Origin of the sequence: Helicobacter sp. CaF467b (genome assembly GCF_022664765.1) — a bacterium.
Lineage (GTDB): Bacteria > Campylobacterota > Campylobacteria > Campylobacterales > Helicobacteraceae > Helicobacter_D > Helicobacter_D colisuis.
This window is the reverse complement of the sequence record NZ_JALAIY010000001.1, coordinates 428,070-451,692: the sequence shown is the minus strand read 5'-3', so window position 1 is coordinate 451,692 and position 23,623 is coordinate 428,070. Positions and strand designations below refer to the sequence as shown.

At 34.1% G+C, this 23,623-nt stretch carries 23 protein-coding genes; 14 read left to right on the top strand and 9 right to left on the bottom strand.

The genetic code is table 11. The features are described 5' to 3' along the window. Positions 1–45: 45 nt before the first annotated feature. Entirely contained in the window at positions 46–1,260 is a 1,215-nt protein-coding gene (locus tag MKD52_RS02320) for an NAD(P)/FAD-dependent oxidoreductase (protein ID WP_242099117.1), read from the bottom strand. 103 nt (positions 1,261–1,363) lie between these two features. Between MKD52_RS02320 and MKD52_RS02315 the strand changes: the two genes are divergently transcribed. Next, positions 1,364–3,181 carry a Na/Pi symporter gene (locus tag MKD52_RS02315; protein WP_181566538.1) on the top strand — a complete coding sequence of 606 codons (1,818 nt, stop codon included), beginning with the start codon at positions 1,364–1,366 and terminating at the stop codon, positions 3,179–3,181. 29 nt (positions 3,182–3,210) lie between these two features. Here the strand turns inward: MKD52_RS02315 and MKD52_RS02310 are convergent, their stop codons facing one another. Beyond that, the gene (locus MKD52_RS02310; protein ID WP_112057101.1) at positions 3,211–3,804 is read right to left on the bottom strand and encodes a DedA family protein; all 594 of its coding nucleotides are present in this window, start codon (positions 3,802–3,804) and stop codon (positions 3,211–3,213) included. Between the two features lie 96 nt (positions 3,805–3,900). Here MKD52_RS02310 and MKD52_RS08650 point away from each other — a divergent pair, with 96 nt between their 5' ends. Genes MKD52_RS08650 through pyrF form a run of 6 tightly spaced genes read left to right on the top strand, consistent with a single transcriptional unit; the run spans position 3,901 to position 7,809 of the window. Then, a complete protein-coding gene (locus MKD52_RS08650) occupies positions 3,901–4,671 on the top strand; it encodes a flagellar motor protein MotB (protein WP_242099116.1) in 771 nt (256 codons plus the stop codon). Between the two features lie 24 nt (positions 4,672–4,695). Continuing rightward, positions 4,696–5,316, top strand: a complete 621-nt coding sequence (locus MKD52_RS02300) for a carbonic anhydrase (RefSeq protein ID WP_181566540.1) — start codon at positions 4,696–4,698, stop codon at positions 5,314–5,316. Between the two features lie 2 nt (positions 5,317–5,318). Next, positions 5,319–6,125: a 3-deoxy-8-phosphooctulonate synthase gene (gene kdsA / locus MKD52_RS02295; protein ID WP_112057104.1), complete on the top strand. Its 807-nt coding sequence runs from the start codon at positions 5,319–5,321 to the stop codon at positions 6,123–6,125. Continuing rightward, the gene (gene ribH / locus MKD52_RS02290; RefSeq protein ID WP_112057105.1) at positions 6,125–6,595 is read left to right on the top strand and encodes a 6,7-dimethyl-8-ribityllumazine synthase; all 471 of its coding nucleotides are present in this window, start codon (positions 6,125–6,127) and stop codon (positions 6,593–6,595) included. The genes kdsA and ribH overlap by 1 nt, the downstream gene beginning before the upstream one ends. After that, positions 6,596–7,129, top strand: coding sequence for a transcription antitermination factor NusB (gene nusB / locus MKD52_RS02285; RefSeq protein WP_347340905.1), 534 nt, complete (start codon positions 6,596–6,598; stop codon positions 7,127–7,129). Next, a complete protein-coding gene (pyrF, locus tag MKD52_RS02280; protein ID WP_112057107.1) occupies positions 7,126–7,809 on the top strand; it encodes an orotidine-5'-phosphate decarboxylase in 684 nt (227 codons plus the stop codon). The genes nusB and pyrF overlap by 4 nt, the downstream gene beginning before the upstream one ends. Here pyrF and MKD52_RS02275 read toward each other — a convergent pair. The 7 genes from MKD52_RS02275 to fliW form a co-directional block, all read right to left on the bottom strand. After that, positions 7,806–9,032 (bottom strand): molybdopterin molybdotransferase MoeA, encoded by a 1,227-nt coding sequence (locus MKD52_RS02275; RefSeq protein WP_242099115.1) that lies wholly within the window; start codon positions 9,030–9,032, stop codon positions 7,806–7,808. The genes pyrF and MKD52_RS02275 overlap by 4 nt on opposite strands. Before the next feature lie 2 nt (positions 9,033–9,034). Continuing rightward, entirely contained in the window at positions 9,035–10,030 is a 996-nt protein-coding gene (locus tag MKD52_RS02270) for a nitrogen fixation protein NifS (protein WP_242099114.1), read from the bottom strand. Further along, positions 10,024–11,841 carry a selenocysteine-specific translation elongation factor gene (gene selB, locus MKD52_RS02265; RefSeq protein WP_242099113.1) on the bottom strand — a complete coding sequence of 606 codons (1,818 nt, stop codon included), beginning with the start codon at positions 11,839–11,841 and terminating at the stop codon, positions 10,024–10,026. Before selB ends, MKD52_RS02270 begins: the two co-directional genes overlap by 7 nt. Then, positions 11,831–13,186, bottom strand: a complete 1,356-nt coding sequence (gene selA, locus MKD52_RS02260; protein ID WP_242099112.1) for an L-seryl-tRNA(Sec) selenium transferase — start codon at positions 13,184–13,186, stop codon at positions 11,831–11,833. Before selA ends, selB begins: the two co-directional genes overlap by 11 nt. A 121-nt stretch (positions 13,187–13,307) precedes the next feature. Then, on the bottom strand, positions 13,308–14,204 hold the full coding sequence (gene miaA / locus MKD52_RS02255; protein WP_242099111.1) for a tRNA (adenosine(37)-N6)-dimethylallyltransferase MiaA: 897 nt from the start codon (positions 14,202–14,204) through the stop codon (positions 13,308–13,310). Then, positions 14,201–14,941, bottom strand: a complete 741-nt coding sequence (gene proC / locus MKD52_RS02250) for a pyrroline-5-carboxylate reductase (protein WP_242099110.1) — start codon at positions 14,939–14,941, stop codon at positions 14,201–14,203. The genes miaA and proC overlap by 4 nt, the downstream gene beginning before the upstream one ends. 1 nt (position 14,942) lies before the next feature. Continuing rightward, positions 14,943–15,374, bottom strand: coding sequence for a flagellar assembly protein FliW (fliW, locus tag MKD52_RS02245; protein WP_242099109.1), 432 nt, complete (start codon positions 15,372–15,374; stop codon positions 14,943–14,945). A 269-nt stretch (positions 15,375–15,643) separates the two neighbouring features. Here fliW and bamD point away from each other — a divergent pair, with 269 nt between their 5' ends. The 7 genes from bamD (at position 15,644) to MKD52_RS02210 (ending at position 23,621) form a co-directional block, all read left to right on the top strand. Continuing rightward, positions 15,644–16,312 (top strand): outer membrane protein assembly factor BamD, encoded by a 669-nt coding sequence (bamD, locus tag MKD52_RS02240; RefSeq protein WP_112057114.1) that lies wholly within the window; start codon positions 15,644–15,646, stop codon positions 16,310–16,312. 9 nt (positions 16,313–16,321) lie between these two features. Then, a complete protein-coding gene (lon, locus tag MKD52_RS02235; RefSeq protein WP_242099108.1) occupies positions 16,322–18,739 on the top strand; it encodes an endopeptidase La in 2,418 nt (805 codons plus the stop codon). Beyond that, on the top strand, positions 18,726–19,340 hold the full coding sequence (locus MKD52_RS02230) for a ribonuclease HII (protein ID WP_242099107.1): 615 nt from the start codon (positions 18,726–18,728) through the stop codon (positions 19,338–19,340). Before lon ends, MKD52_RS02230 begins: the two co-directional genes overlap by 14 nt. Before the next feature lie 66 nt (positions 19,341–19,406). Further along, complete coding sequence (gene minD, locus MKD52_RS02225) at positions 19,407–20,207, top strand: septum site-determining protein MinD (RefSeq protein ID WP_112057117.1); 801 nt, start codon at positions 19,407–19,409, stop codon at positions 20,205–20,207. Continuing rightward, on the top strand, positions 20,204–20,440 hold the full coding sequence (gene minE / locus MKD52_RS02220; protein WP_242099106.1) for a cell division topological specificity factor MinE: 237 nt from the start codon (positions 20,204–20,206) through the stop codon (positions 20,438–20,440). The genes minD and minE overlap by 4 nt, the downstream gene beginning before the upstream one ends. A gap of 6 nt (positions 20,441–20,446) precedes the next feature. Then, positions 20,447–21,439, top strand: a complete 993-nt coding sequence (locus MKD52_RS02215) for a divergent polysaccharide deacetylase family protein (RefSeq protein ID WP_242099105.1) — start codon at positions 20,447–20,449, stop codon at positions 21,437–21,439. 52 nt (positions 21,440–21,491) lie between these two features. Beyond that, a complete protein-coding gene (locus MKD52_RS02210; RefSeq protein ID WP_242099104.1) occupies positions 21,492–23,621 on the top strand; it encodes a WD40 repeat domain-containing protein in 2,130 nt (709 codons plus the stop codon). Positions 23,622–23,623: the final 2 nt, after the last annotated feature.

Below are 23,623 nucleotides of genomic sequence, written 5' to 3'. Positions count from 1 at the left end.
TTATCTTATTTTGTATTCAAAAAAGATTCTAGAAACTTTTTTAAATTAATTGCTAGTTCTATATCTAAATTGTCCTTTTTTAAATACCATTTCCAAACCACCAATGCTAAAGAGCCATTTATTTTCTATGGTATTTTTCATAAAAGCAGCCAACTCGCCTTTCACATTTTTATGATACACAATTCCCACTCCATCTGTGTGTCCAATGGAACAAACTGTTCCCCTATGATTGAATTTAAAAGGCTTTGTAAAGTCTCTGTTTTCTAACTTCCCACAAAGAAGTTCTGCAAGATAATCTCCCATTTGAGCAGAGAGTTGAGCTGTTGGCGCATGAATCGCATCTTTATTGGCTGCAATCGCGCAATCTCCTACCACATAAATATTTGAAAATTCCTCGCACTGCAGTTGTGAATTCACTTTGATTCGACCTTTTTTATTTGGTATTTCTGATTTTTCGACTATATCACTTCCTTTTACTCCAGCACTCCAAATAATAGTATTGCCTTCAATTTCTATAATTTTTCCCTCTTTTTCTACCAAAACTTTATTTTTTTGTATTTCTTTAATATTCCCACTATTGACAATTTCTACACCTAGTTTCTTTAATTTTTCCTCTGCGATACTCACTAGCTTAGAGTTAAATACCGGCAAAATATGAGGAGATCGCCCAATACAGGTAATCTTTGGAATCTTTCTATCAATTCCACAAATCAAACATAATTCATCTAATTGTGTTGCTAGTTCTGCAGCAAACTCAATCCCAGTAAATCCACTCCCACAAACAATCACTTGCAAATCTTTTGAATTTTTAGTGTGTATAAAATCTTTAAATTTATTTTCAATATTTTTAGAAAGCTTCAAAGCTCGATTAAGACTTGAAAGCTTATAAGTATATTCCTCCACCCCTTTAATACCAAAACTATCTGACTTAAATCCAAGCCCAATTACCAAATAATCATAAAAATACTCTCCACCATTGCCAATAACTTTATTTTCTTTGGGGCAAAGTTGAATAATTTTATCTTTAATAAATTTTACTTTTTGAGGATCAAGAATCTTGCGATAATAAATTCTTGCTTTTCTTGCAGCAAGAGTTCCTATTGCTACTTTATGTAACAAAGTTGTTTGGTAATGATAATCGTGTTTGCTAATTAAGGTAATATCTGCCTTAATTTTTAACTTCCTTTGCAAACCAAGCGCCACTTTCAATCCCCCATAACCTCCACCAATAATTAAAATTTTCTTTGTATCACGCTCCATTAGAGAATCCTTTGACAACGATTTTGAACATATACTAGTTCAAATTCGTTAAGAAAAAAATAAAAAGTTTAATATAATTTTACTTTTAAAAGTTTTTATTGAAATGGCTAGTTGGCATAAATTCTTAAGCTTTGCTATAATTCTAGCTTTTAGACTACAACAAAGGATCAAATTGCAGAATTTTAGACGCTACACTCTTGTTTTGCTTATTATTGCTTTAATTTATCTTTTGATTGTTTTTCCTGAAATCGCAAAAATCCTAGCAGGGGTTGCGATCTTGCTTATTGGAATGACAAATCTTAGCAATGGATTTAAAAGCTTTAGTGGTGGTTTGCTAGAAAAGATTCTAAAAAAATCTACAGACACTCGTTTTAAGAGCGTTACTTTTGGAGTTATTACTACCATTTTAATGCAATCTTCCACGCTTGTTTCAATTATTTCAATTTCTTTCCTTTCAGCAGGATTAATCACTCTAGCTCAAGGTATAGGAATCGTCTTTGGAGCAAATCTCGGCAATAGCGCTGGTTCTTGGCTTATTGTTGGATTAACAAGCATTAATATCTCTATCCTTGCCATTCCACTTATTGTTTGTGGGACATTACTTGGCTTTCAAAAAGATTCTTTACTTAAAGGACTTGGACTTATCTTTATGGGGATTGGCTTTTTCTTTTTGGGTGTAGATTACATTAAAAATGGCTTTGAAACCTATAAAGAAGTTGTGGATTTGTCTCGCTTTAATTTTGAAGGTTTCAAAGGTGTTTTGATTTTCGTAGGACTTGGAGCAATCATCACAGGAATTGTCCAATCAAGTCACGCAACTTTAGCTATTATCATATCTGCATTGCTTAGTGGGCAAATTGGTTTTGAAAATGCTCTTGCAGCTACTTTAGGCACAAGCGTTGGCGGTGTTGTTACTGCTGTTGTCGCAAGTTTTAGCACTAATATTGAAGGTAAGAAACTTGCAATAGCTAATTGTATTTTTAACTTTACCATAGCGCTTATTGTCATTGCACTTTTCCCTTATTTTGTGTATCTTGTTAATTTAGTTGCAGGTTATTTAGGGATTCCACAAGATAATCTTGCCTTAAAAACGGCACTTTTTCATACTTTATTCAATCTTATTGCTGTGTTATTTATCTCTTTATTTATTAAGCAAATTGTCTTTGTTCTTGATAAAATAATCAAAGCCCCAAAAGATAGAGATATGGATGCGCCACTTTTCTTAAATCAAAACATTGTTAGCTATCCTGATACAGCTATTGAAGCCCTGCAAAAAGAAAGTGTGCATCTCTATAATAATGCCTATGCAATGATTGCTCACACTATCGGATTTAACCGCAGCGATATTCGCGGAAAAGAAACTTTTGATACTATCATACAAACCAAAAAGTGGTTTAGTGGAAATGTGGATTTAGACTATCTTTATAAGCGTAAAATCAAGGTGCTTTTTGATGCGATTATGGAATTTTCCACAAAAGCACAAACCTATGTTACTGAAGAAGAAAAACTTGCCAAAATCTTTGCTTTTAAAATTGCTTCACGCAATATCGCTGAAGCCACAAAGAATCTCAAAATTATCCAAACCAATATGAAAGTTTATTCAAACTCATCAAACAAAACATTAGCCACACAATACAACACAATGCGCAAAGATTTAGGAGAGCTTTTAAGAAGTGTAGAAGAGCTTAAATTAATGAATGATGATAATGCCTATCTCATTCTATCTCAACTCAAAAATGCCAAAAATCTCCCCAAAGAAAAAGATTACCACACACTCCACAATGTAGAAGCACTTATCACGCAAGAAAAAATCAGCGTAACCAATGGAACTTCAATTCTCAATGACAGCGCCTTTATTGCCCAAATTGCTAGTCAATTAATTGAAGCCGTTGAGATTATTTTTGCCAAAGAAACGGCATAAATTTTAAATACCAAAAGAGAGTTTAAAAATCACTTTCTCTTTTGATAAGCCACATAAATCGCGATTCCAAATGCCACCCCAATCACCAAGGCTAAAGTAATCCAATGCAAATACTCTTTAAGCAAATCTTCATTTTGCCCCAAAAAATACCCTAAAGCCACAAGAATCAAACTCCAAATTCCTGCCCCCAAAGAAGTATAAAAACAAAAAATCGCTAAATTCATTTTTCCAAGCCCAGCAGGAAGTGAAATATACTGCCTAACAACTGGTATCAATCGCCCACTAAAGGTGGAAATATGTCCGTGTTTAGCAAAAAAATCCTCCATTTTTTTCATCGTTTCTTCATCAAAAAAAACATATTTTCCATACTTAATAAGAATCTCTCTCCCAAAAAACAATGCCAAATAATAATTCAACAATGCCCCCGCTAAAGAACCAAGAATCCCAAAGAAAACTGCAACAAAGAAATTCATTTCCCCTTGATAAGCCAAATACCCAGCAGGAATCATAACCACTTCGCTTGGAAAAGGAATAAAACTACTCTCCAAAAACATCATAAAAAAGATTCCAAAATATCCCAAATCACCAACAAGCTTCACAATAAAATCAATAATTGTCTGCAAAAATTCCTCACTTAGTTTAAAAATTAAATTAAATTATAACTAAAACCTAGCTATAATTAGAAAATTTTTTAATAAAAATAATAAGGAAAAAAGAAAGTGGCAAAAGAAAAATGTCCTCCCTGTGAATGCCCCAAAGGCGTTCCTTTATGGCTTGGAACTTATGGTGATATGGTTACACTCATTTTGACTTTCTTTATTTTGCTGCTTTCTATGGCTACTTTTACCACTGAAAAAATTGATGAAGCAATCGGTTCTTTAGAAGGGACTTTTGCTGTGCTTGAAAATGGGATAAAAACACAGATTAACCCTCCTGCTCCAATTCTTGCAACTCCTATTAAACCTCAAGAAGAAATGGAAGATGCGGTTAATATCTTTGCAAGTCTCATTACTGAATACAACGAAATTAATAAACTTGCTAATGGTCCTGCTGTTGAATTTGAAGAAGCTGAAGAGGGTATGATTATTCGCATTCCAGAAGCCTTACTCTTTGAGAGTGGTAGTGCTGTTTTAACTAATTCTAGCGGACTTGCTTTTTTAAAAAGACTAACTCTAGAGTTTGATAAACTCCCAGAAACAGCATTAATCAAAGCCGTTGGACATACAGATAATGTCCCTATGCGAGAAAATCCCATCTTTGCAGACAATCTAGAACTCTCTATTGCTAGAGGTGTCAATGTTGCCCAACTTATTATCTCTGAGGGCATCTCAAAAGAGAGAGTTTTAGGTGGTGGTGAGGGAGAATTTTCTCCAATTGCTAGCAACAAAATTCCTGAACTTAGGGCGAAAAACCGACGCGTGGATTTGTATATCTATAGCATAGGAGAGGATCTCCCTAGTCTTGCACAAAATCTAGCCAAGTCAAATTAAAGGATTTAAGTGGCACAAAGCTCTATTGAAACACTTTTTGAAGGTGCAATTAAATTTAAAGAAGAAAATTTTATTGCCTATAAAGAGCTTTTTGAAAATCTCAAAGAAGGTCAAAATCCTCACACACTTTTTGTGGGTTGTGCTGATTCAAGAGTTGTTCCAAACCTTATTACAAACACTCTCCCAGGCGAACTCTTTGTTGTTAGGAATATCGCAAATATTGTCCCTCCTTATAGAGAAGCTGAAGAATATCTTGCCACAACTTCAGCTATAGAATATGCCCTTGAAGAACTCAAAGTTGAAAATATTATTATTTGTGGGCATTCTCATTGTGGAGGTTGTGCGGCACTTTATGAAGAAGATCATTTCACTAAAATGCCCAATGTCCAAAATTGGCTCAAACTAATTGAACCTGTTAAAAAACAAGTTCTTGCTTTAAATCCACAAAATAAAGCTATGCGTGCTTATTTAACCGAACAAATCAATATCGAAAGACAAATCATGAATCTTTTTACTTATCCCAATGTCAAGGAAAAGTATCTTGCAAGGACATTGCATATTTATGGTTGGCATTATATTATTGAAAGTGGCGAAGTGTATAGCTATGATTTTAAAAAACACGAATTTAATTTACTAAAAGGATAAAAATGATTTTTATTGCTGGACCTTGCGTTATTGAAAACGATGAAATCTTAGAAGAAATTGCAGAATCGCTTAAACCACTTGCAAAAAATCCTGATATTGATTTTTATTTCAAGGCAAGTTTTGATAAAGCAAACCGCACGAGCCTTGATTCTTATCGAGGACCAGGTTTAGAAAAAGGACTAGAATCTCTAGCCAAAATCAAGCAAAAATTTGGCTACAAACTGCTTACTGATATTCACGAAACCCATCAAGTCAAACTTGCAGCTAAAGTCGTAGATATTCTACAGATTCCAGCCTTTTTATGCCGCCAAACAGACTTGATTGTAGAGGTCGCAAAAAGCAAGGCTATTGTGAATATCAAAAAGGGACAATTTATGAATCCTGCTGATATGCGCTATTCTGTGCTAAAAGCCATTAAAACGCGCGGGGGAGAAGAAGCAACCTATCAAGAATCACAAAAATATCAGATTCTCCTTACTGAGCGTGGTAGTAGCTTTGGCTATGGGAATTTGGTAGTGGATATGCGCTCTTTAGTTATTATGAAAGAGTTTGCTCCAGTGATTTTTGATGCTACTCACGCAGTGCAAATGCCTGGTGCTGCTGGCGGAAAAAGCGGAGGCGATTCTCGCTTTGCTCCCATTCTTGCTAGAGCAGCAAGTGCTGTTGGGATTGATGGCTTATTTGCTGAAGTGCATACTAATCCAAAAATTGCCCTAAGTGATGGACCAAATATGCTAACTCCACAAGAGTTACTCAAATTATCTAACCAATTACTTGAAATTGATCATCTTATTAAAAAGGATTTATAATGCAAATTATTGAAGGCGATTTATCATTACTTGGCGATGAAAAGATTGCAATTATCTCAAGTCGTTTCAATCATCTTATCACAGATAGATTAATAGAGGGTGCAAAAGATTGTTTTTTAAGACACGGCGGAATTGATGAAAACCTTACAAACATTTTAGTGCCGGGTGCTTTTGAGATTCCTTTTGTGCTAGAAAAAGTTCTTGCTCAAGGCAATTATGATGGTGTTTGCTGTTTGGGTGCGATTATAAGAGGATCCACACCACATTTTGATTATGTGAGTGCTGAAGCCACTAAAGGTATTGCCAATGTTACTATTCGCTATGGAGCTGCTGTAACCTTTGGGGTTTTAACTACAGATACCATTGAACAAGCTATTGAGCGCGCAGGGACAAAGGCAGGAAATAAGGGCTTTGAGGCAATGAGTAGCCTCATTGAATTAATCAATCTTTATCGTAAAATTGGAGCATAAATGGCAACAAGAAGCCATGTAAGGGAAGTTGTTGTGCAGCTTTTGTATGCTTATAGTAGTGGAAATGATGCAATTTTTAAATTTGCTGATGAAATCTTTGAAGAACACAAAATAAAAAACAAGCAAAAAGATTTTGCAAATCTACTTTTTAATGGCGTTATTGAAAATCTTGAATCACTTGATTTACGCATCGCTCATCAACTTGAAAGTTGGGATTTTTCAAAAATTGGAGATATGGAAAAAGCTATTTTAAGGCTTGGAGTTTATGAAATTGCTTTTAACAATCTTGATAAAGCCATTGCCATTAATGAAGCCCTAGAATTAGCAAAAACCTTTGGAAATGAGGCTTCGGCAAAATTTATTAATGGGGTTTTGGACAACATTGCAAAGAATCTGCAAATCCCCATTCATACCATTCAAGAATCAATGCAAAAGGCTAAACAAGCTACAAGTGATTTAGCTAAGCCTGAAAAATCAGAATCTAAAACCCCAAAAGCAAAAAATCAGAACTCCACAAAAAAGGGAAAAGTATGAAACTTTGTATCGCCCTTGATATGCCAAACAAAAAAGACAATCTTGAACTCTTAAGCAATCTAAAAACTTCTCAAGAAGTCTGGGTTAAAGTAGGGCTTAGAAGTTTTATTCGTGATGGAAAAGAGTTTTTAGAGCAAATCAAATCCATTAATCATTTTAAGATTTTTTTGGATTTAAAACTCTATGACATTCCCAACACAATGGGCGATAGCATTGATGAAATTGTAAAACTTGGAGTGGATATGGTAACTATTCACGCAAGTAGCGGAAGAGAAGCAATGTGTGAGATAACAAAACGGCTACAAAAAGTCCAAAATCCACCTTTAATTATGGCAGTTACAGCACTTACAAGCTTTCAACAAGAGAGTTTTTTTGAAGTTTATCATAGCAATTTAGATACTCAAGTTTTAAAATTTGCCAAAATGGCTTATGAATCAGGGATTAATGGAGTGGTTTGTTCTTGCTTGGAATCAAAAGCCATCAAAGAAAAAATTGATTCTCATTTTCTTACACTCACTCCAGCAATCCGACCTTTTGGTGAAGAAAGCGGAGATCAAAAACGCACTGCAACCTTGCAAGATGCAAAAGCTGCAATGAGTGATTTTATAGTGGTTGGAAGACCTATTTACAAAGCTCCAAATCCGCAAGAAGTGATTAATAAGATTCTCCAATCTCTTTAATTAATGTAATCACACTCTACCTTACCCCAAATCATTGAATAAGGTAACACCTTTATCCACTCTCCTGCTTCTATTTGTATGCATTCTTCACTTAATAGTGCGATAGCATTACTTTGGCAAAGTGGCAAAATCTGCCCTGAAGTGTATTTTCCTTTTTGAGTTAGCAAAAATCCATCTACACTAAGGCTTCCAAGCATAGCATCCATTCGCTTTTTTAACTTAAAGGATTCAATATTTTTTACCCTTAAAGCTTGAGGAAAATGAGCGTTAGCCCCAGCAAGATTTCTTAAAAATGGTAAAATCAAAAAACGCAACAATACCGCTCCTGCCAAAGGATTCCCTGGTAATGCGATAATAAATTTTCTCTCTAGCCTTGCCACCATAATAGGCTTACCTGGTTTAATCTGCACACCAGAAATCAGAATCTCAGCACCTGTTTGCACAAGCACTTCTTGCATAAAATCTGCTTCCCCTTTACTTGCACCACCTGTGGTAAAAATAATATCAAAAGGCATATTTAAAACTTGCAATAATTCTTCTTTATTATCCTTTGAGATTCCTCCATAACTTGCCTTAAAACCAAAACTTTTTAAAATCCCCAGAATCATTGTAGTATTAGAATTATAAATTTGATAGTCCTCTGCTAACTCCCAAGGCTCTTTAAGTTCATTGCCCCCAGAAAAAACTCCGATTCTAAGCTCTCTAAATGCACTTACATAGCTAACACCCTGTGAGGCAAGCAGTGCTAAAGCATTCTCATCAATCTCATCGCCAATCTCTAAGATTTTTTTATTTAATTGGATTTCTTCACCAGCTTGGCGAATATTATCCCCTACCTTAAGTTCTTGTGGTATAGTAATACTCTCTTGATTATTAAACCCACCCTCAATAACTTCAAAAGGCACAACTATATCAGCATTTTTAGGAAGTTTAGCGCCTGTCATAATCTTTGCACACTCCCCACTTTTAAGTTCAACCTCTTTGCAATCCCCCGCAAAAATACTAGCCTTAATTTTTGCTGTCTTTCCCATATCTTCTGACCTTATGGCATATCCATCCATTGCAGCATTATCAAAACTTGGGAGCGCCTTTTGAGACACAATTTCTTGGGCTAAGAATCTCCCTTGTGATTCTAATAAAGCCAAAAATTCTTTATTTTTTGCAAAGCCACTACCTGCCTTTTGCAAAATCTTGATTGCTTCTTGTAATGAAACTGCTTGCATTTTTATCCTTGTAATGATTTAATTTGTCGGTATTTTTGAATGATTTTTTGTGCTAGTCTATTAATATCCATTTTCTCTTTAAAACTCAAACTCAAAAGTTCTCTTGATTGATTCTCACTATACCCCATTAATTGCAGCACAAAAGAGGGCTTAGCAAATCCAAAAAGACACTCTTGCCCATTAATCAAAGAAATATCATCAAAAATCAAACTTTGAATCAGATTCCTTGCTTTAATCCCCTTTAATCCTAAAGGCAAGGTATTAGAAGATGTCTCAAAAAAACAATAACAATCCTCTTGCAATTCTTTTTTTAGAATCTCAAAGAATAATTGAGCTTGATTTTCTTTGGGAACTTTTTGAAGTCTAATTGCCTCCAAAAATACTCCATAGAGATTTTCAATCTCTAAATATAACCCCAAATCCAAAATATCTTTACCCGCCATAATTCCAAAAGGACGCATTAAGCCCAAATTTTCTCCATTAGCAATTAAAAAATTTGCATTTTTCGGTAAAGGCAACCCTAAGGCTAAAGCATAGCTAATATCCCAAAGGGTAAAAACATCTTTTAAAATCTCATCTAAATGAAGATTCAAAGTAAGAATGTCTTCATTTAAATAAGGAATCAAAAAGCAATCCGCCCCTTTTTCTAAGGCGTTTTCAATATCAATTTGACCACTTTTTTTATCTGGGATTATGGGAATTATTGATTCTTTATTGGGCAAAGCAAGGTAGGCACTATAAAGCATTTGATGAGAAGAAAGCACAAGAGCGACTTTGTATTTTTGGCTAAGCTTGGAGAGCAAAAAATAAAAACTCTCCAAATTAAAACTAAAAGGGCGCGTAATCTCACAGCCCAAAAAATGGCTTAATTCTTTATTTTCTTGACTTATTTTTTGCCCCGCACTAGGAGTAATAGCCAAATAATTAGGGCGATCTTGCGCTATTAATTTTTGCATTAAAGAAGCATAAATGGGTGGGTTTTGCAAATAATCTAACATGACTTTAGCGTCCTTTTCCCATTGGCGTTAATAATATCTCCAAAACTATCTAAATAGTCCAAATAAGCAATCAAATATTTTCGACTAAGATTAAAATGTGCCTTAAAATTATTTAAATCCAAATAACCCTCATTTTTAATAATTTCTCTCATTGCCTCCAAAAGCTGAGTTAGAGCTTGTGTGCAAATAAAAAGTTTATGGTTAAGTCGCACAATCTTTTTTTCCCTAGTTAGCTTTTTAAACACCTCATCACCACTTTTTCTATCAATATCTAAACTATCATAAAGATTATAAGGTGCCATTGGTTCAAAGCCTTGGCTTTGCAGTAGCGTATAAATAGTGCAGTATAAATAATCCTCTATTTTTCCAATTTTAGCCTGTGGAGAAACATAAAATGAATCATTTTTTTGCAAAACACCCTCTTTTAAAAGCTTATCTAATAAGCTTTGGGCAAAGTCATTAGCAACCCACGATTGCTTTTGACAAAGTAAAGCAGAGCTCAAAAGCGCATTGGGATTCTTCTGTAAAATCACTAAAATAATTTCTCTTAATAATTCTTCTGCTTTTTTGGGATACACAACTAGATTTTTTTCACTCACAAAGCATTGTAAAATCTCTTTTGCAATACTTAATGCTTCAAGTTGTGAGATTCCAAATCTTTGTGAAGCACTTATAAGCCCAAAACCTTTTTTATGTGCTTGGAGTAAAATCTCAAAGGCTCCTTTTAAATTCCCTTTATCTAGCATTTTTAAAAATTCAAGCTTTTGGGATTTTTTCATCGGATCAATAATAGGGCTCAAAACTCTCCCACCACCTAGCGTTTGTTTATCATCGCGCAAAATAAATCGCTCATTAAAAATACTATAAATTGGGTTTTTAAGCTTCAAAGTTGCATAATTTTTATCCAAAAACAAAACCCGACATGGCATTTTTAATGCCCCAATAAAAAAATTAACTTCAGCATTATGAGGAATTTCTACAAACATTTCTAAGGCAACCTCAACCCTATCAAATCCCCTCAAATAACCCTTTTTACTTAGCAAATCTCCACGCTTTAGCTCATGATGTGAGACACCACTAAGATTTAAAGCTACCCTCTGCCCACTTTTAGCTTCATTAACAAACTCGCCGTGGCATTGAATATTTTTTATGCCCACAAGTCTATCAAGATTGCAACACCACGCCTTTTGATCACAAGTGAGATTACCATCCAAAAGCGTCCCACTCACCACACAACCACTACCCTTAATCACAAAGATTCTATCAATATAATAACGGAAAAATCCCAAATCCCTATGAATCTTTTTAGGTAATCCAAAGAGCACTCCTTTAAGATTCTCCACACTTGCTTCATCATAGAGAGAAACTTCAAAGATTTGATATTTTAAGGTATTAAATTGACTAAAAAGATTCTGGATTTGCTCTTTAAGCGCTACAATTTCAGCCTTATCTGCTAAATCTACTTTGCTTATTACCACCACAAAATCACTAATTCCAAGCAAACTTGCAATTCTTAAATGCTCCAAAGTCTGCGGCATAATGCCATCATTAGCCGCAATGACCAACATTCCATAATCCAATCCAAATGCCCCAGCAATCATATTTTTTACTAATTTTTCATGCCCTGGAACATCAATAAAAGCAATATTTCTCTCCCCATTACTTAGATTTGAAAAGCTCAAATCTAGCGTGATTCCACGCTCTTTTTCATCTTTTCTTTCATCACCCCAAAATCCATTTAATGCACGCACCAAACTCGTTTTTCCGTGATCAATATGTCCCATTACCCCAAGAATCAAATTATCTTGCATAACTTTCCTTAATATCCAAAAGTGCTTTTTGAATAATCTTTTCATCTCCCTCCAAAAGCGCCATCACATCTAAAATCACCTTTCCATTTTCGACTCTAGCAATGATGCCCCTCTCTCTTAAAAGCTGCTCTAACTTTTCCTCATCGCTAAAGCTAAGAGCGATTCCAAAAGACTCTAGGGCTTTATTTGGCATTGCACCCCCTCCGCTGTAGCCCTTTGTTTCTAAGATGATAGGTTTGAAGCTTTCTTGAATTAGCTCCAATAACTTTTCTGCTTTCTTTTTTAAAGCTTCTTTAGTTTGCAAAAGCATTTTATAAGTTGGAATCTTTTCATATTTCCCCTGCAAATACGCCATCAAAGTCGCCTCCAAAGCAGCAAGGGTAAATTTATCTACACGCAACATTCTTAAAAGTTGATTTTGCTTTAATTGATCAATATAGCATTTCTTGCCAAAAATAATTCCTGCTTGTGCGCCACCAAGCAACTTATCTCCACTAAAACTCACCAAAGAAGGATTTAAACTTGCAATTTCTTCCAAAGGCATTTCGTATTTTTTTAAAATATCTAGCCCTTTTAAACCAAAATATCCACTTCCTAGATCATAATAATCTAACAATCCTTTCTCTTGCGCTAAAGCAATAAGCTCTTGATAGTCAACTTCCTTGCTAAAACCTGCAATTTCATAATTGGATTTATGCGCTTTAAAAAGCATAGCAGTATTAGAATTAATAGCCTCTTGATAATCTTTAAGATAGGTTTTGTTAGTAGTTCCCACTTCTTTTAGTATTGCTCCAGAATCCTCCATAACCCTAGGAATCCTAAAACTTCCACCAATCTCTATTAGCTCACCCCTTGAAACAACCACTTCTTTATTTTTAGCAAAAGTATTAAAAATCAAAAAAACTGCAGCTGCGTTGTTATTCACCACCAAAACATCTTCCACTCCCAAAAGCATAGCAAAAAGATTTTTTAGATGAATGTAACGCTCACTACGATCACCTTCTTTTAGATCATATTCTAAATTATTATAAGCACACAAAAGCGGCTTAACTTCCTCTAAAATCTCATTTGAAAACACACTCCGCCCAAGATTAGTATGCACAATAATTCCAGTTGCATTCACCAAAGTTCTAAGAGACTTATTAGTGCGCTTGTGATAAATTTCTTTAATACGCTCCACACACTTCTCAAACTCCATTATTGCTCCACCATTCAAAAGATCATTGCGATAAATCGCCAAAAACTCTACAACAATCTTCTTTAGCAACACGCCATTACACTCTTCTAAAGCCTTTGCCTTTAATAATTTATCTGTCTTTGGAATATGCCTTAAAATATTTTCCATTTCTGCCCAATTCATTTAAATGGCGATACAATAACGCACTCTTGCTTTATTCTGTGTAAAATCAAACTAAAAAAAATAAAAAGTTTAATAAAGACTAATCATATTTATTAATTTTTTCATTTCAAAGATCTTTTTGGATTTGCTCTAAAACCTCTTTGGCTTCACCACAAAAATGCTCTTTAAATTGTGTTTTATTAAATGTTCTTTGTCGTTTTGCAAGTTGTGCTGTGTGTGTGGAGATTAATTCCTCTAGCTCTTCTTGTGAAATCTGCCCCTCTAAAAATCCTATTATTTCTTTAATGCCAATACTTTTTGCCCATTGATAGATTTTTCCATATCTTTCCAAAAGTCCCCTAACCTCATCAATAGCCCCATTCTCTAGCATTTGTTTTGTTCTTTGCTTGATTCTTTGGCGTAAAAATTCCCTTTGCCAAACAATCTCATAAATTTTACAATTTTCAATAATCGGAATTGGAGGATTTTCTCTAAAATACAAACTAGGAATCTTTGAGGTAATAAAATAAATTTCCAAAGCCCTTTGAATGCGATAGCAATCTGTTGGCTTAATACGAATCGCCCATTGTTTGTCTATTGTCTTTAAAAAGTGGTATTGTTTTTCTAAATCCCCCAAAGCATTGATTTTTGCTAAAGTTTCACTCCTTTGATTTTCATCTAAAGAAAAATCTGAAAGTCCCTCCAAAAGTATTTTAAGATAAAAACTACTGCCTCCAACAATCAATAAATTGTGTTGATTTTTTTGGCAAAAATCCCTTACTTTTTGATATTCTTGAATAAATATTTGAACATTATGTGGTTGTATTGGAGTTAAAATATCAATACCAAAATGTGCGATTCCTTCTCTCTCTTTTTTTGTTGGTTTAGCTGAAATAATATCAATTTCTTGATATACGCTTAAAGAATCAAGAGAAAGAATTGCACATTGTTTTTTTTGTGCAATTTCCAATGAAAGCGCGGTTTTTCCTGAACCACTACCTCCTAAAATGGCAAAAATTTTCAAGCGAAATTTTTAGAAGCCAAAACTGCCTCAAAAAAAGTGTTTCTCAAGGAATTTTTCTCCAAACTTGCAACACCTTGCGCTGTAGAGCCACCTGGACTCATTACACTTTCTTTTAAAAGCGCTGGATGAGTTGTCTGCAATAATGTCCCAAATCCCTCAAACAAACCCTCAACAATCTCTTTTGATTCATTACGCGTTAAACCATTTGTAACTCCCGCATCCACAAGCGATTCAGCTACCATAGCTAGAAATGCAGGAGCACAACCACCAAGTGCCGTAGCTACCGACATCATCTTCTCTTCAATCCAAACGCTTTTCCCAATGGAATTAAAAATTTCAAATGCTCTCTGCTTATAAACTTCATCTCCACACAAAGAAGTAATTGATTTGCCAACACTCGCAGCTACATTAGGCATTGCACGAATAAAAGCTTCTGATTCTATTCTATTTCTTAAAGTCTCTAAAGTAGTAGCATTCAAAATTGAATAAACGCATTTGGCTTTGCCAACAAACTGAAAAGATTGGAGTGCATAAGGTTTAACACAAAGCAGGATTTCTTGATCTTGCACTTCAATGAGATTGTTATTTTGAGATAATGGAGTGAGTCCTAAATCATCACAAAACTCACGGATTTTTTGTGGATTCCTCCCTGCAACTTGAATATTTGCTTTCTCTTTTAATCCAAGAGCTAAAGCTCTTGCCATTTTACCATAACCCAAAAGAACAAGAGTTTTCATTTTAATTGGCTTTGCTAAAATCAAAAAACTTAGAAATGGGCTCTGAGAGACCAAAATTTTCATATTTAAAATTCTCTAATACAACTTGCGCCATAGTCAAGTTCTCAAAATTAAATAATACGGGTGCTAGAAAATTCACAGTTGATTCTTCAATGGGCTCTCTAATACAAACAATATTAAGCGTAACTAACTTAGAGTTTTGGAGGTCAATGTTAGTCTTTCCCTTAAGCTCTAAAAGTGCCTTTATAGGAGAAGGGATCTCAAACTCATAATCACTTCGCATTGAATAAGGATTCACCAAAGTGAAAGAAATACCATCGTTTTCACAGCTTTTTAGTTGCATAAATGTATCATCGTCTTTTGAAATCTTTTCTAATTTCATCTTTTGGATATGTTCAAAACCTAAAATCGGAGATTTTACCGCAAATTCCATCACCTAATCCTTGCTAAAATAATAACAAAATAAACTTTTCATAGTTTATTCACTAGCAAAATAGCTATCTACCCTAATTGTATAGTGAATTCTAAAATTTAATTCTATCGCAATAAAAACAAAAAATCAATGCAATTTTATAAAAAATGCATTACAAATCCGCTATAATTACCACTCATAAAGCTTTTTAAATTAAAATCATTCTGCTTTTAAAGAGTTTGGTATGAAAAATTTAAAGCTTAAAATTTAAAGATAACAAAAGGGAATCTGTGAAAAAATTTATCCAATTCTTTCTTATAAGTTTTAGTTTTTTGATAATTTTCAATGCTTGTTCTTCAAAAAACAATGGCGGATTAGCGCTTGATGAAGTAAATAAACCAGCTGATTATTGGTATCAAAATATGCTTAAAGAGATTCGTAATGGAGATTTAGAAAAAGCCGATAGTTACTTCACTTCACTCCAAAGTGAGCATTTGAATTCACCACTATTAAGCGAAGCAATGTTGATTTTGGGACGAGCGCATATGCAAGAAGAGGAATATCTCCTAGCCACATTTTATTTTGATGAATACACCAAACGCTTTGGAGATGAGAAAAATATTGACTTTATTAGCTTCTTAAAACTTCAAGCCAATTATTTTGCCTTTGCCAAACAATTTCGCGATCAGCAACTTTTGGCAAAATCAATCAAAGACGCACAAGACTTTAGCCAAAAATACCCTTATTCACGCTATAGACCTATTGTTGATACTATGCTTTTAAAACTAGAACTCGCTAATTTGAGCCTTAATAAAGAAATTATTAAACTTTATGAAAAGAAAGATAAACAACAAGCTGCAAAATATTATCAACAAAAAATTGATGAAAGCGCTTGGATAAAAGATATTTTTTATCAAGAGGCAGGTTCGCCTTGGTATCAAAAAATTTTTGAATGGTAGGATAAATCAATGCAATTAGAACGCTATGGAGCTTTTCCAAAAAATCTGCCTATTATTTTAGAAGAGGATATGTTTTTATATCCTTTTATGATAGCACCTCTTTTTATTAATGATGAAGAAAGTCTTAAAGCCATTGATCTTGCAATGCAAAGCGAAGACAAGCTTATCTTTATCACTGCAATTAAATCTAAAGATGATGAAGAGAATGAAGAATCCTTTTATGATGTTGGAGTGATTGGAACAATTATGAGGCGTGTAGCCTTGCCTGATGGGCGCATCAAGATTCTTTTTCAAGGGCTAAGCCGTGGGAGTATTGAAAAACTCATTTCAAAATCTCCCTTAATTGGAGAAATCCAGCCCATTATTTCAAAAAGCTTTGATGCAAGTAGAATCGAAGCCATTCTCTCGGTTTTAAAAGAAAAATTACGCACCCTTCATAATATTTCTCAAAATTTCTCACAAGACTTGCTAAGAAGCATCAATGAAACAATGGATCCTAATCGCGCTGCAGACTTAATTGCAAGTGCTACAAGATTAAAAAAAGAGCAAGTTTATAAAATCTTCAAAGAAAATGATCCAGAAGAAAGACTGCTTAGCCTCATTGATATAGTCTTAGATGAAATCAAAGCTCAACAAATCCAAAAAGAAATTAAAAACAAAGTTAATTTCCAAATGGAAAAAATCAACAAAGAATATTTTTTAAAAGAACAATTAAAGCAGATTCAAAAAGAACTTGGCGGAGAAAACAAAGACACAGAATTACAAGAATACAAACAAAAACTTGAAAAACTCAAAAATGCTATGAGCAAAAATGCCTATAAGGAAATCTCTAAACAAATCAACAAACTTTCTCGTATGCACCAAGATAGCGCAGATGCTAACCTTTTACAAAATTACATCGAATTGGTTTTGGATATTCCTTTTGGTGCTTATTCTAAAAAATCTCTCAAAATTGAAGAAGTGCAAAAACAGCTCGATAAAGATCACTATGGGCTAAAAAAGCCAAAAGAGCGCATCATAGAATACTTTGCTGTGCGAGAACTTCTTGCTTTAAGAGGTAAAAATGATAATGAAAATAAAGGCACGATTCTTTGCTTTTATGGACCCCCTGGAGTGGGTAAAACAAGTCTTGCAAACTCCATTGCTACTGCCCTCAAAAGAAAACTTATCCGAATCGCGCTAGGTGGCTTAGAAGATGTGAATGAGTTACGAGGACACCGCCGAACTTATATTGGAGCAATGCCGGGTAGAATCGTGCAAGGCTTAATTGATGCAAAAGAGATGAATCCTGTGATTGTTTTAGATGAAATTGATAAGATGCACCATTCTTTCCGTGGCGATCCTTCTTCAGTGTTATTAGAGATTTTAGATCCTGAGCAAAACAAAGAATTTAGAGATTATTACACAAATTTTGATTTAGATCTCTCCCAAGTGATTTTTATCGCTACTGCCAACGACATTAGTTCAATCCCAGCTCCTTTACGCGACAGAATGGAATTTATTAATATCAATAGCTACACTCCTTATCAAAAAGAACAAATTGCAAAGAAATATCTCATTCCTCAAGAAATCAAAAAACATGGCTTACAAAGCAGTGAAGTTAGCTTTAATACACAGGCTATAAAAAATCTTGTTGAAAAATACACAAGAGAAGCGGGGGTGAGAAATTTAAGACGCAAGATTGCTGAAATCTTACGCAAAGTTGCCAAAGAAATTTTGCAAAATCCACAAGAAAAAATCACTATTACCAACAAGAATCTATTTCAATACCTTGATAAAATTGTCTTTGAATACGAAAGTGCAAATGCTAAAAATGAAGTGGGCTTAGTCAATGGACTTGCTTGGACAAGCGTTGGTGGTGATGTCTTAAAAATTGAAGCTTTAAAAATCAAAGGCAAGGGCGGATTGCATTTAACTGGTAATCTGGGTGATGTAATGAAAGAAAGCGCAAAAATTGCTCACTCTTATATCAAATCCCTAATTGACAGCCAAAAACTAGAAATTGACCCAAGCCTTATTCCGCTTTCTCCCAAAGAAAAGGCAGAAAAAGATTCTGTTGATCTAAGTGAGATTTATAATCGCTTTGATGTGCATTTGCATGTCCCAGAGGGTGCTACACCAAAAGATGGTCCGAGTGCTGGAATCGCCATAGCTAGTGCGATTGCTTCAATTTTTTCTAATCGCCCTATCTTAAGCTCTGTTGCTATGACTGGTGAATTAACTCTAAGAGGCAAAGTCCTTCCCATTGGTGGCTTACAAGAAAAACTCACTGCGGCTCTAAAGTCAGGTGTTAAAACCGCACTTATTCCTAAGAAAAATTTTGAGCGTGATTTAAATGAGATTCCAGAAGAGGTCAAAGAGGGCTTAGAAATTTATCCAGTAGAAAATTTCCAAGAAGTTCTAAAATACATCTTTGAATCCAAATAGCCTTTTTACTCAACCCTCACACGATCCCCTTGAAATCTGTGGGATTGATGAAGCGGGTAGAGGTTGTATTGGTGGCTCACTTTTTGTATGCGGTGTGATTTTAGGTAAATCTTTTCCCAAAAATCTCTTAAACCAACTCCAAGATTCCAAAAAACTCTCTCCCAAAATCCGCGATACTCTAGCCCTGCAAATCACGCAATACGCACAATTTCATCTTGTTAAAAAAACTGCACAAGAAATTGATTTAAAAGGATTAAGTCTTTGCCTAAAAGAATCCCTACAAGAAATTCTAACTCAACTCAAATCCCCCCACTACCTTTTTGATGGAAATTGTAATTTTCAAATCCAATCCCTACAAACGCTAATAAAAGGTGATTCTAAGGTTTATGCCATTAGTGCAGCAAGTATCTTAGCTAAAAATGCTAAAGATAAAGAAAGTATAGAATTGGATTTAATTTATCCGCAATATGATTTTAAATCACACAAAGGCTATGGAACAAAAGCTCATATAGAAGCTATCTTAAAATTTGGTTATTGCAAGGAACATCGCCAAAGCTACCACTTAAAAAAACTTCCAAAAACCACAACAACGCTTTTTTGATTTTAATCCTTTTTAAACAATTTTTGATAAAATTGCACAATCTATTTTTAATCGTAAGGCATTATTTTGAGTGGGACAATTATAACAATTACTTCTGGAAAAGGTGGTGTTGGAAAATCCACTACAACAGCAAATTTAGCAGTTGGTCTAGCCAATGCAGGGAAAAAGGTTGTAGCTGTAGATTTTGATATTGGGCTTAGAAATCTTGATATGATTCTAGGCTTAGAAAATCGCATTGTTTATGATATTGTAAATGTTATGGAGGGAGAGTGCAATCTCTCCCAAGCACTTATCAATGACAAAAGAGCTAAGAATCTCTACTTTTTACCTGCCTCACAGAGTAAAGATAAAACAATCTTGGATAAAGAAAAAGTTGCCAAACTCATTGAAAAACTAAAAGAAGAATTTGAATATGTCTTGCTTGATTCACCTGCAGGAATCGAAGGCGGTTTTGAACATTCTATTTTTTTGGCTGATGAAGCCCTTATTGTCTCCACTCCCGAAGTTTCAAGTGTGAGAGATGCAGATAGGGTGATTGGAATTATTGATGCAAAAAGCAAAAAAGCACAAATGGGTCAAGAAGTTAAAAAGCACATTATCATCAATCGCTTAAAACCAGAAATGGCTGAAAAAGGTGAGATGCTTAGTGTAGATGATGTCTTAAAGATTCTCTCCTTGCCTCTCATTGGCGTAATTCCAGAAGATGATAAAATTGTTTCTTCTACCAACACCGGTGAGCCTGTTATCTATGGAAACTCTCTCTCAAGCCAAGCATATAAAAACATTACAAGAAGAATCTTGGGGGAAGAAGTGCCTTATTTGGAATTAAAGGCTAAAAAAGGATTTTTTGGGAGGCTATTTTCATGAGTTTATTTGAAAAATTTTTTGGAAACAAAACAAGTTCTGCGCAAGAAGCGAAAAACCGCTTAACTTTGATGTTAGCTCACGAACGCACAATCAATGTGCCCTATATGGAAGCTATGAAAAAAGAAATCCTAGAAGTGATTAAAAAATACACGAAAGCACAAAAAATTAACATTAAAACTGATTCTAATCAAAACTTTAACACTCTTGAAGTAGAAATCCTACTTGAAAAATAATTTTGCATGAATAAACTAAACCCTATTACCATAGGAATTATAGCACTTTTACTTGTGCTTTTAGTTTTTAACTTTATCCCCGACCAAGAATCAAAGCCAATACAGCAAAAAATAATAAAAACCAAACCAAGCACTCAAGAAACTCAAGAAACTAACAATATGCTGATTCAAAAAAATCTTGATTTTTTAGAAGAAAATCTCCCACTTCTCAAAGAAAATTTAGAGCCTAAAACTAAACCACTTCCCGCTACACCAAACCCAGAATCTCTAGCAAAAGAAACAAACACTCCAAAAACAACTCAAATCTGCCAAAGAACTAAACCACAGCTTGCCATTATTATTGATGATATTAGCAACTATACGCAATATCGTAGGCTACAGGAAATACCCTATAAAATTACTCCCTCTTTTTTCCCCAAAACCATTGCTTCAAAAAATACACCCCAAATTGCTGCAACTGCACCCTTTTATATGGTGCATTTGCCTCTTGAAGCATTGAATTTTTACCAAAAAGAACATTTATGGCTTTTTAGCAATGATTCTAAACAAATAATTCAAGATAGGATTCAAGCTATTAAAAAGGATTTTCCAAATCTGACTTATATCAACAATCACACAGGAAGTAAATTCACACAAGATCCAAATGCCATGCAAAATCTCCTTGCAGTCCTCAATGAAAATAAAATTACCTTTGTCGATTCTAAAACCACTCCCAAAACCAAAACAGCTCTTTATTACAAAAACAACCCCACAGCTTCTCTTAATCCTTGCCAAAATACTCCATTTTTGGAGCGCAATATTTTTTTAGATAACGAACTAAATATTTCAAAAATCACACAAAATTTCATAAAAGCCATCGAAACTGCCAAATCAAAAGGCTATGCAATCGCTATTGGTCATCCTCACAAAGAAACGATTTTAGCTTTAAAAAACGCTTCTGAATATCTCCAAAAGAGTGGAGTGGAAGCCGTTTATATAAACGAGCTTATCATTCCATAAAATTTTTATTAAAAATATGTTAAAATACAGATAAAAAATAAAGATTTAATGAATGGCAATTCCAAAAGTAACCCACCAATTACAAGGCAGTATTCTTTCTATTTCACCCTGCAAAGATTTAACTTTTTGTATTGATAACACCTTTTATATTGCAAAAATAAATCAAAACTTAAAAAATATTGTAAATTTTCAAATTATCAAAAATATAGAACCTCCTCATCGCTATTCACACGCCTTTGGAATCTCCCCTGATGCTTATTTTTGCATTTCTTTAGTTGGAGAGAAGAAAACTTTAATTATTCGACTTGATGATTCCAATATTAAACACATCGCTACACTCGATGATCACGATGGCGATATCGAATCATGTGGCTTTTCAAACAATGGAAAATACCTTGCAACAGGCGGACAAGATGGTAGAGTATTTTTATATGAAGATAACAATTTTTTACCAACAGCTTCACTTCTAGCGCGTTCAGATTATATTTCCACTATTCGCTTCTCAAAAAGTAATGAATTTATTGCTATTAGCGGATTTGATAAATTCACAATGATTTTTGATATTTTACGCCACAAAATTGCCTTTAACTTTGTTACTAATGATGTGGTAGAAGATTCTTGTTTTTTTAGCAATGATGAAAAACTCTTGCTTGTTTTGCGCAATAACTCTAGCATTGTTTTTAGCCTCAAAGAAGGCAAAATTCTCTCTCAAGAATATTTATTTGCTTTCTGGCCTACATGCATTGCCTTAGATGAAGAAGAAAATTACGCCCTTATTGGAACTCGTTCTGATATACTCTATATCATTTCACTTAAAGACAATTCTAAAGTCATGGAAATCAAAACTGAACACGCTGGAATCGCTTCTATTGCTTTTTGTCATGGCTTTTTATATATTGGTTGCATTGATGGTGCTTTGCTAATTTTTGATTACAACGAAGGCAAAGAAGATTTAAAAGATGCCTTTGCCATCAAAGACTATAAAAAAGCGCGTGAAGCCATTGAAAAAAATGTCTTTTTAAGCATACATCCTTTAACCAAAATCTTTGATGAAGTGTGGCCTGATATTTTAAATCAAGCAATTATCCTTTTAAATCAAGATGAAATTGATAAAGCCATTGAAATAACCGCCCCTTTTATAGTTTCTCAATCCAAAAAAAATGAATTTGATTTTTATCTTTCTCAAAAAGATGGCGTGAAAACCTTTTTGGAATTAATCGATAAAAAAGACTTTATCAAAGCCTATGAAATGGTAAAAACTACAAAATTTCTAGTCAAAACTCAAGCTTATGAAAAGCTAGAAAATATATGGAATAAGGCTTTTTTTAATGCCAAAAAGTTACTTATAGAGAATGCAAAAATCAATCAAAAACTTGCCGAGCAGTATCTTGCCCCCTTTGAAAATACACCCAAAAAAGAATTAATCGTTCAACTACTAAGAAATTCTGATGTCTTTGCAAAGGCAGACAATCTCATCAAAAATCAAAATTTCAAAGAATATTTTTCGCTTACTTTTCAATTTTCTTTTTTGCGTGAGACTGATTTATATAAAAAGGTGCTTTTACTTGGTGAAAAAATGCTCACAAATCTCATTGAGTTAGAGAAAAATTTTCAATACCAAGAAGCAAGAAAACTCGCTGAAACCCTTTTGGTATTTCCAAACTTAAAAAGATCGGCTAATGAAAAAATTGTGCTTATGCAACAAAAGGAAAATTTCCTAGAAGCTATCGAAAAAAAGGATATAAAAAAAGTCTATACACTAGTAGATGACATTGAGAGTTTGCGCTCTATGCGACAATTTAAAGACTTTACTAAAGATTTTCTCAAGCTTTATGAGGAAGCTAAGCCTTATGCTTATACAGGTAATGCTCAACATATTAGAGTTATTTTTGGGGAATATATGGAGATTAACTATTGGATTGATAAAATTGCTTCTTTGATGAAAATTGCCTATCTCAAGCAAATCAATAATGCCCTAAATGAAATTCAAGTGAATTGGCTTATTACCATCAAGCGCTATTATGAGAGATTTGGCAAAAGTGCCGAAATCATAAAACTACTCCAAAATCACTCCTCTAAAGCCATTTTAGATGAATTTGACGGCGATGGCGAAAGCGATGGTTACCGCTATCATAGCTTTGTCGATAATATTGTAATTTACCTTGTGCAAAAAGAATCATAATC